This is a genomic window from Vibrio sp. (assembly GCF_050299255.1).
GTDB lineage: Bacteria > Pseudomonadota > Gammaproteobacteria > Enterobacterales > Vibrionaceae > Vibrio.
The window spans coordinates 20,509-27,123 of sequence record NZ_JBNKVP010000049.1; the positions used below are offsets into that span (position 1 = coordinate 20,509).

8 protein-coding genes and 1 pseudogene are annotated in these 6,615 nt (G+C 53.6%); 2 read left to right on the plus strand and 7 right to left on the minus strand.

From position 1 onward, the window contains the following. Positions 1-146: 146 nt before the first annotated feature. Positions 147-566: a secondary thiamine-phosphate synthase enzyme YjbQ gene (locus ACQY6F_RS13095; protein ID WP_428774973.1), complete on the plus strand. Its 420-nt coding sequence runs from the start codon at positions 147-149 to the stop codon at positions 564-566. Positions 567-689: 123 nt separating this feature from the next. Here ACQY6F_RS13095 and ACQY6F_RS13100 read toward each other — a convergent pair whose 3' ends face one another. From ACQY6F_RS13100 to ACQY6F_RS13110, 3 genes are read right to left on the minus strand one after another with little or no spacing between them, the layout of a single operon-like run. Continuing rightward, entirely contained in the window at positions 690-1,901 is a 1,212-nt protein-coding gene (locus tag ACQY6F_RS13100; protein ID WP_428774974.1) for a BamA/TamA family outer membrane protein, read from the minus strand. 3 nt (positions 1,902-1,904) lie between these two features. Further along, entirely contained in the window at positions 1,905-2,990 is a 1,086-nt protein-coding gene (gene alr / locus ACQY6F_RS13105) for an alanine racemase (protein ID WP_428774975.1), read from the minus strand. 4 nt (positions 2,991-2,994) lie between these two features. After that, on the minus strand, positions 2,995-4,404 hold the full coding sequence (locus ACQY6F_RS13110; RefSeq protein WP_428774976.1) for a replicative DNA helicase: 1,410 nt from the start codon (positions 4,402-4,404) through the stop codon (positions 2,995-2,997). Between the two features lie 252 nt (positions 4,405-4,656). On the opposite strand from ACQY6F_RS13110, the gene ACQY6F_RS13115 reads away from it, so the two are divergent. Next, the gene (locus ACQY6F_RS13115) at positions 4,657-5,421 is read left to right on the plus strand and encodes a DUF481 domain-containing protein (protein ID WP_428774977.1); all 765 of its coding nucleotides are present in this window, start codon (positions 4,657-4,659) and stop codon (positions 5,419-5,421) included. Between the two features lie 62 nt (positions 5,422-5,483). Here ACQY6F_RS13115 and rplI read toward each other — a convergent pair whose 3' ends face one another. The 4 genes and pseudogenes from rplI to rpsF form a co-directional block, all read right to left on the minus strand. Continuing rightward, positions 5,484-5,936 (minus strand): 50S ribosomal protein L9, encoded by a 453-nt coding sequence (gene rplI / locus ACQY6F_RS13120; RefSeq protein ID WP_428774979.1) that lies wholly within the window; start codon positions 5,934-5,936, stop codon positions 5,484-5,486. A gap of 33 nt (positions 5,937-5,969) precedes the next feature. Then, a complete protein-coding gene (gene rpsR / locus ACQY6F_RS13125; RefSeq protein WP_000090471.1) occupies positions 5,970-6,197 on the minus strand; it encodes a 30S ribosomal protein S18 in 228 nt (75 codons plus the stop codon). Positions 6,198-6,213: 16 nt separating this feature from the next. Continuing rightward, positions 6,214-6,516 (minus strand): primosomal replication protein N, encoded by a 303-nt coding sequence (gene priB / locus ACQY6F_RS13130; protein WP_428774981.1) that lies wholly within the window; start codon positions 6,514-6,516, stop codon positions 6,214-6,216. A gap of 8 nt (positions 6,517-6,524) precedes the next feature. Continuing rightward, positions 6,525-6,615: pseudogene (rpsF, locus tag ACQY6F_RS13135) on the minus strand (30S ribosomal protein S6); the annotation flags it as partial.

Here is a 6,615-nt window from a genome sequence, read left to right on the forward strand (position 1 = left end):
CAGGTGCAATTATGACTCAGCGCTTTAACCCCATCATTGAGATAAATCACGTTAACAGGTTAAGTTCGCTAAAATGCACTCTAATCAAGGGCTATCACCTTACCCGTTAATGTGAAGCTTGCCAACCAGAACCTTTAGGAGCCAATATGTGGCAGCAACAGATCCTGACCCTGACGCCCAAACCACGCGGTTTTCACCTGATTACTGATGTAATTGAACAACAGTTACCGCAAATCAACACTATTTCTGTTGGTTTACTACACCTATTTATTCAACATACTTCTGCCAGCCTGACCATCAACGAAAATGCCGATCCCACCGTCCGGGCTGATATGGAACGCCATTTCAACCAGACGGTGCCTGAACGGGCGCCGTATTACCAGCACACCTATGAAGGGGATGATGATATGCCTGCGCATATCAAAGCGTCACTACTAGGCGCCAGCGTGACCATCCCAATCCGCGATGGGCGACTGGCGCTGGGCACCTGGCAGGGGATCTATCTCGGTGAACACCGGGATAGCGGTGGTTCACGTCGGATGATCGCCACCATCCAGGGCGAGTAACTGATCCTGGAAAACGACCAAGTTGTGGCGAGAATAAAGCATTACGGGCGGACGCTATGCGCTGCGGAGGTAAGTGTCCTCCGCAGCTAAGTGGCCAGCGGACATAACGAAAAAGCCTTGGGGCTAAAACGGCTGGTTGATCATCACCACCAGAGACTGTTCATCGGCGCTGGTGGCCATCTCAGTACGGACGGTTATGCCCTCGACTTGAAAGCGGATTCCGCCGCCCAGAGTCCAGCGCATGTCTTTGTGTAACTGCGCCCAGTCGGCCTGATTGCTGACCCGGCCGATTTCAGCGAACGCTACCCACTGCCACCAGCCAAAGTGATAGTAGTTGATGACCGGGATATCGTTCAGCGGCTGCCAGCGTGGTGTGGCGCGGTACTCCAGACTGTAGTGGATTGCCGAACGGCCGTGGTAGCGACCAGCGGTGTAGCCACGCAGCCGGTACAGCCCTCCCAGACGCACCTGTTCCTGTTCAGGCGGAAGGGTACAAGTCTGCTGGTCACAATCAGCCCAACTTGGGGTGTCTGCCGCATAGAAATCAAACGCGATAACCTGCTGGTCAAGGGTTTGCCCCAGTGGCCCAAGCGCGTAATACTGGCTGGTCTGCAGTTCCCATTTCCACCAGCTGCGATCCCGACGCCACTCATCGCCGCCGAGGGTCAGATCCAGTGAGGAGTGGGAGCCGCGGGTCGGGTTCTGTTTCACATCGCGGTTATCCCAGTCGAACTTGATGCTTACGCCAGTCGCCCGTTCCGATTCGGACAGCGAGGCCAGTTTGCGATAAGTGTAAAACGGTTTGACGATCACCGAGCTGATGCCGGTCTCAAGTGGTGAACCAAACTGCACGTCGCGACGGTGATCAAAGGCGGCATCGAGGCCCCGACTGGCGACGCTGCCCCAGGGCAACAGGTATCTGAATTCTGCTTCCGCGTAGGATTCGCGGCCATCGGTGAGGGTAAGATCGGTAATCGCACTGTCATTACCGCCTTGCTGATCCACATAGTACGGGCTTTTATTGAGCCGAGCCTGATACACCTGACCGTTGAACAACCAGCTGTCGCCGAGGGCGTAGTCGAACGCAGCTAATAAACTGATATGACTCTTTTTGTCACTGTACAGTCCCAGGCCAAATAATCCCGCCTGTGGTTGGCCGATCCCTTTCATTACACCGGCGACACCGACAGTGTTGCCCAGTGTGTCGGTATTAAAATAGTAAGGCAGCAGGGCGCGATCGCGCGGTTCCGGCGTGGACTCTGTCGCTGAGCTTACGCTGGACACTATCATCAGACCGCTGCATAACAGCAGTGTTATCAGACGAAGCAAAGCCATCGATTATTCGCTGTACTCCATCGCAACCCGAGAGGTGAGCTTAGTGACCAACTCATAGCCGATGGTACCGACATGTTTGGCGATCTCTTCGACCGGCAGGGCACGGCCCCACATGATCACTTCATCCCCCACCTGATCGCTGGCATCAGGGCCAAGATCGACGGTGATCATGTCCATCGACACCCGGCCGGCTATCGGCACCCGTCGTCCATTGACCAACACCGGCGTACCGTTCGGCGCGTTGCGGGGATAGCCGTCCCCGTAACCGATGGCGATAACACCGACCCGGGTATCGCGCTCGCTGGTCCAGACACCGCCATAGCCCACCTGCTCGCCCGCTTTCACTTCGCGGACCGCGATCAGGTGCGATTTCAGTGTCATCACCGGCTCAAAGCCGAGCTGACTGGCGTTGGTATCGCCAAAAGGAGAGACACCGTACATAATGATGCCGGGACGGACCCAGTCTAGCTGCGCTTCCTGCCAGGCCAGCAGGCCGGCAGAGGCGGCCAGTGAGCGCTCCCCTTCACAGCCCTGGGTCAGGGCCTGGAACAATTCGGTTTGGATCTTGGTCGTGGCCTTATCCAGTTCATCGGCACAGCCAAAATGGCTCATATAGCGCAACGGCTTGGCCACATTGGCGCACGCTTCCAGCCGGCTGACAAACTCGGCAAACTGCTCCGGACGTACACCGAGGCGGTGCATACCACTGTCGAGCTTCAGCCAGACAACCACTGGCGCTTCAAGCTTACTGTTCTCCAACGCGTCGAGCTGCTCTTCGCAATGCACCACGGTCTGAATGTTGTTGGTTACCAGCACCGGCAAGTCATCCTGGGAATAAAACCCTTCCAGTAACAGAATCGGTTTCACGACACCACAGGCTCGCAGTGCCAGCGACTCTTCGATACGGGCGACGCCAAACGCATCAGCGCCCAGCGCGTGTTTCGCTACATGGCGCAGGCCGTGACCATAACCGTTGGCTTTTACCACCGCCATCACTTTGCTTCGTGGAGCCTGGGCTTTGATCAGGGTGAGGTTGTGTTGCAACGCCTTGAGATCGATCCAGGCCGTCGCCGCTTTCATGTAGCTCATGCTGTTATTCGTCGTCATCAAAAGCTGGGCCTGCGTAATTGTCAAAACGGGAATACTGGCCCTGGAACGTCAGCCGCACCGAACCGATCGGACCGTTCCGCTGCTTACCGATAATGATCTCTGCGGTGCCTTTCATGCTGCTATCTGGGTTGTACACCTCATCACGATAGATAAACATGATTAAGTCGGCGTCCTGCTCGATAGAGCCGGATTCACGCAAGTCCGAGTTTACCGGGCGTTTGTCGGCGCGCTGCTCAAGGGAACGGTTCAACTGAGACAGGGCCACCACCGGCACATTCAGCTCTTTCGCCAACGCTTTCAGTGAGCGGGAGATTTCGGCAATTTCCAGGGTACGGTTGTCCGACATCGCCGGCACACGCATCAACTGCAGGTAGTCGACCATGATCATCGACAAACCGCCACACTCACGGGCGATTCGGCGGGCGCGAGAGCGCACTTCGGTCGGTGTCAGGCCCGAGCTGTCGTCGATGTACATGTTTTTCTTCTCCATCAGGATACCCATGGTGGAGGAAATACGCGCCCAGTCTTCGTCGTCCAGTTGGCCGGTACGGATTTTGGTCTGATCAACCCTGGAGAGTGAGGCCAGCATACGCATCATGATCTGTTCCGCCGGCATCTCCAGCGAGAAGATCAACACCGGCTTATCCTGCTCCATGGCGGCGTTTTCACACAGGTTCATGGCAAAAGTGGTTTTACCCATCGACGGACGCGCGGCCACAATGACCAGGTCCGAACCCTGCAGGCCGGCGGTTTTCTTGTTCAGGTCTGAGAAACCGGTGTTCACCCCGGTCACGCCGTCCTGAGGGGTCTTATACAACAGCTCGATCCGCTCCAGCGTCTTCTCCAGAATGTTATCCACGTTCTGCGGACCTTCATTTTCACTGGTACGGGATTCGGCAATGGCGAACACTTTACTCTCCGCCAGATCGAGCAGGTCTTCTGAATTGCGCCCCTGTGGGTCGTAACCGGCATCAGCAATCTCGTTTGCGACACCGATCAGGCTGCGTACCAGTGCGCGCTCGGCCACGATATCCGCGTAAGCGTTAATGTTGGCCGCACTCGGGGTGTTTTTGGCCAGATCGGCCAGGTAAGCGAAACCACCCACGTCATCCAGTTGCTCACGACGCTCCAGATATTCAGACAGGGTGATTAAATCAAGGGGCTTGCTAGCCTCCAGAATACTCTGCACCGCCTGGAAAATCAGTCGATGGGGACGGCTGTAGAAATCAGACGCCATCACTTTTTCGGCTACCGTATCCCAGCGCTCGTTATCCAACAGCAGGCCACCAATGACTGACTGTTCGGCTTCCAACGAATGAGGGGGCACCTTTATCGCGTCAACTTGGGCATCCTTGGGTTTGCGAGTCCGGTTATCGTATCTGGTTTCTGACATGGTTTCGCTCAACAACTAACTTAAGACCCGCCATTATAACGGTAAACTAAGTTTTGTATGTAGCCTGAGGCAAAGTTTGTCTTTAGATTGACTCAGGCGTTCACACTAGCGGATTACTCACGCTCCGGCTTGATCTATACTGCAAACCAATAGCAATTGGTGCTGAAATGGGCAAAATTGACCCACTGATGACCTTCCGGCCGGGGAACAGCATTAAAATGCCCCGCTCTTTTTACTACTGTGAGGTAACTCGTGTCGAAACTCTGGCTTGTTAGCCTTGGCCTCGTCTGGCCGGTGCTGAGCTGCGCCGAAGAACAAACCAGTCAGGACAGCGATCCTGAGCCGGTTTCACCGTGGGCGACGGAAGTCGAGTTTGGTTACCAGTCACACAGTGGCAACTCCAGTTCAAAGTCGCTTAATTCACGGCTCAGCGCAGAGTACACCAAAGGGCGCTATCGTACCTCCGGTGAATGGCAGTATTACCTGCTGTATAAAAATGGTCAGGAAGATAAACGCCAGTCTAACTATTCGCTGCAGAACGACTATAAGTTGTCGCCGCAAACCTACCTGTACGCCAGTTATAGCGGTTTTGACTCACGCTACAGCGCCTATTTCGAGGACCACACCGTCTCAAGCGGTCTGGGTTACCAGCTCATCAATACTGAAAAGCAGCGACTGGAGATTGAAATTGGTCCGGGTTACCGTTATCAGGAGCCGAACAAAGATGAGATCGACGACGATGACATCATCTTCCCGAATACGGTACAGGAAGCGATCATCCGGATGAAAGTCAGTGCCGGCTGGCAACCGTTGGAAACCCTCTCTCTGGCCGCGACTTACACCACTATCAGCGGTAAAAGCAATACCCGTTCGGATACCGAACTGAGCGTCATCAACAGCATTACCGACGATATCGGCCTCAAGATTAATTACACGAGGCAGCACCATGACAAAGTGCCGGATGGTTTGAAAAGGACCGAAACGGTGTTTTCGGTCAATCTGCTGTTCCTGTTCTGATCTGCAGACAAAAAAAAACACCAGCCGAAGCTGGTGTTTTTTATTCGTTTTTGCAACTGAACTTAGCCAGCAGCAACTACTTGCAGTTTCACAGTAGCAAATACTTCAGAGTGAAGCTGGATGCTTACTTCGAACTCACCAGTAGTACGCAGTGCACCTTCAGGTAGGCGAACTTCGCTCTTAGCAACTTCAACGCCTGCCGCAGTGATTGCGTCAGCGATGTCACGAGTACCGATAGAACCGAACAGTTTGCCTTCATCACCAGCTTTAGATTCGATAACTACCGCTTCCAGAGCGTTAACTTTCTCAGCGCGTGCTTCAGCAGCAGTCAGTTGCTCAGCAACTTTAGCTTCCAGTTCAGCACGACGAGTTTCGAACATTTCAACGTTAGCTTTAGTCGCCATAACTGCTTTACCTTGTGGGATAAGGAAGTTACGAGCGTAGCCAGATTTAACGCTTACTGTGTCGCCAAGACCACCTAGGTTACCGATTTTATCAAGTAGAATAACTTGCATTGCTTAATCCTCTTTCTTAATAAAACGAACCGATTACTGATGCTTGTCAGTGTACGGCAGTAGTGCTAGGTAGCGAGCACGTTTGATCGCGCGAGCCAGTTGACGCTGGTATTTAGCGCTAGTACCAGTGATACGGCTTGGTACGATTTTGCCAGCTTCAGTGATGTAGTTTTTAAGAGTTGCTACGTCTTTGTAATCAATCTCTTGTACGCCTTCTGCAGTAAAACGGCAGAATTTACGACGACGGAAGAAACGAGCCATGGGCTATCTCCTGATCTTAAATTTGAGTAATGTTGTCGGCATGTAACACCAGTTTTCCCACGCCATTCCGGCCGGTCTGGTAAGTGACAAAGCCACTGACCTTAATGTTACTGCCTGATACTAAATTCTGAGTTAATGCTAATGACCTTTGGCCGCTGACCACCACCGGCATCCGGCAGTAGACCTGTCTGGGAAGTTCAGCTTCGATAACGGTGGAGCGATGCTCTAACCAGAATCGACAATGCTCTATCCCTGCTGGGCTTTGGCTTCGAATTGGAGGCTTCACGACAGTGCCGCTCAACTCCATTCGATTGGTCATCAATTCAATTACTCAGCAGCTGCTTCTGGCTTAGCTTCTTCACGCTTAGCCGCGCGCTCGCTGCGCTCTTCTTTCTGCTTCAGCATGATTGAAGGCTCA

Coding starts and splice junctions, on each gene's coding strand:
- ACQY6F_RS13095 (WP_428774973.1), top strand. CDS start 147: ATGTGGCAGCAACAGATCCTGACCCTGACGCCCAAACCACGCGGTTTT.
- ACQY6F_RS13100 (WP_428774974.1), bottom strand. CDS start 1,901: ATGGCTTTGCTTCGTCTGATAACACTGCTGTTATGCAGCGGTCTGATG.
- alr (WP_428774975.1), bottom strand. CDS start 2,990: ATGAGCTACATGAAAGCGGCGACGGCCTGGATCGATCTCAAGGCGTTG.
- ACQY6F_RS13110 (WP_428774976.1), bottom strand. CDS start 4,404: ATGTCAGAAACCAGATACGATAACCGGACTCGCAAACCCAAGGATGCC.
- rplI (WP_428774979.1), bottom strand. CDS start 5,936: ATGCAAGTTATTCTACTTGATAAAATCGGTAACCTAGGTGGTCTTGGC.
- rpsR (WP_000090471.1), bottom strand. CDS start 6,197: ATGGCTCGTTTCTTCCGTCGTCGTAAATTCTGCCGTTTTACTGCAGAA.
- priB (WP_428774981.1), bottom strand. CDS start 6,516: ATGACCAATCGAATGGAGTTGAGCGGCACTGTCGTGAAGCCTCCAATT.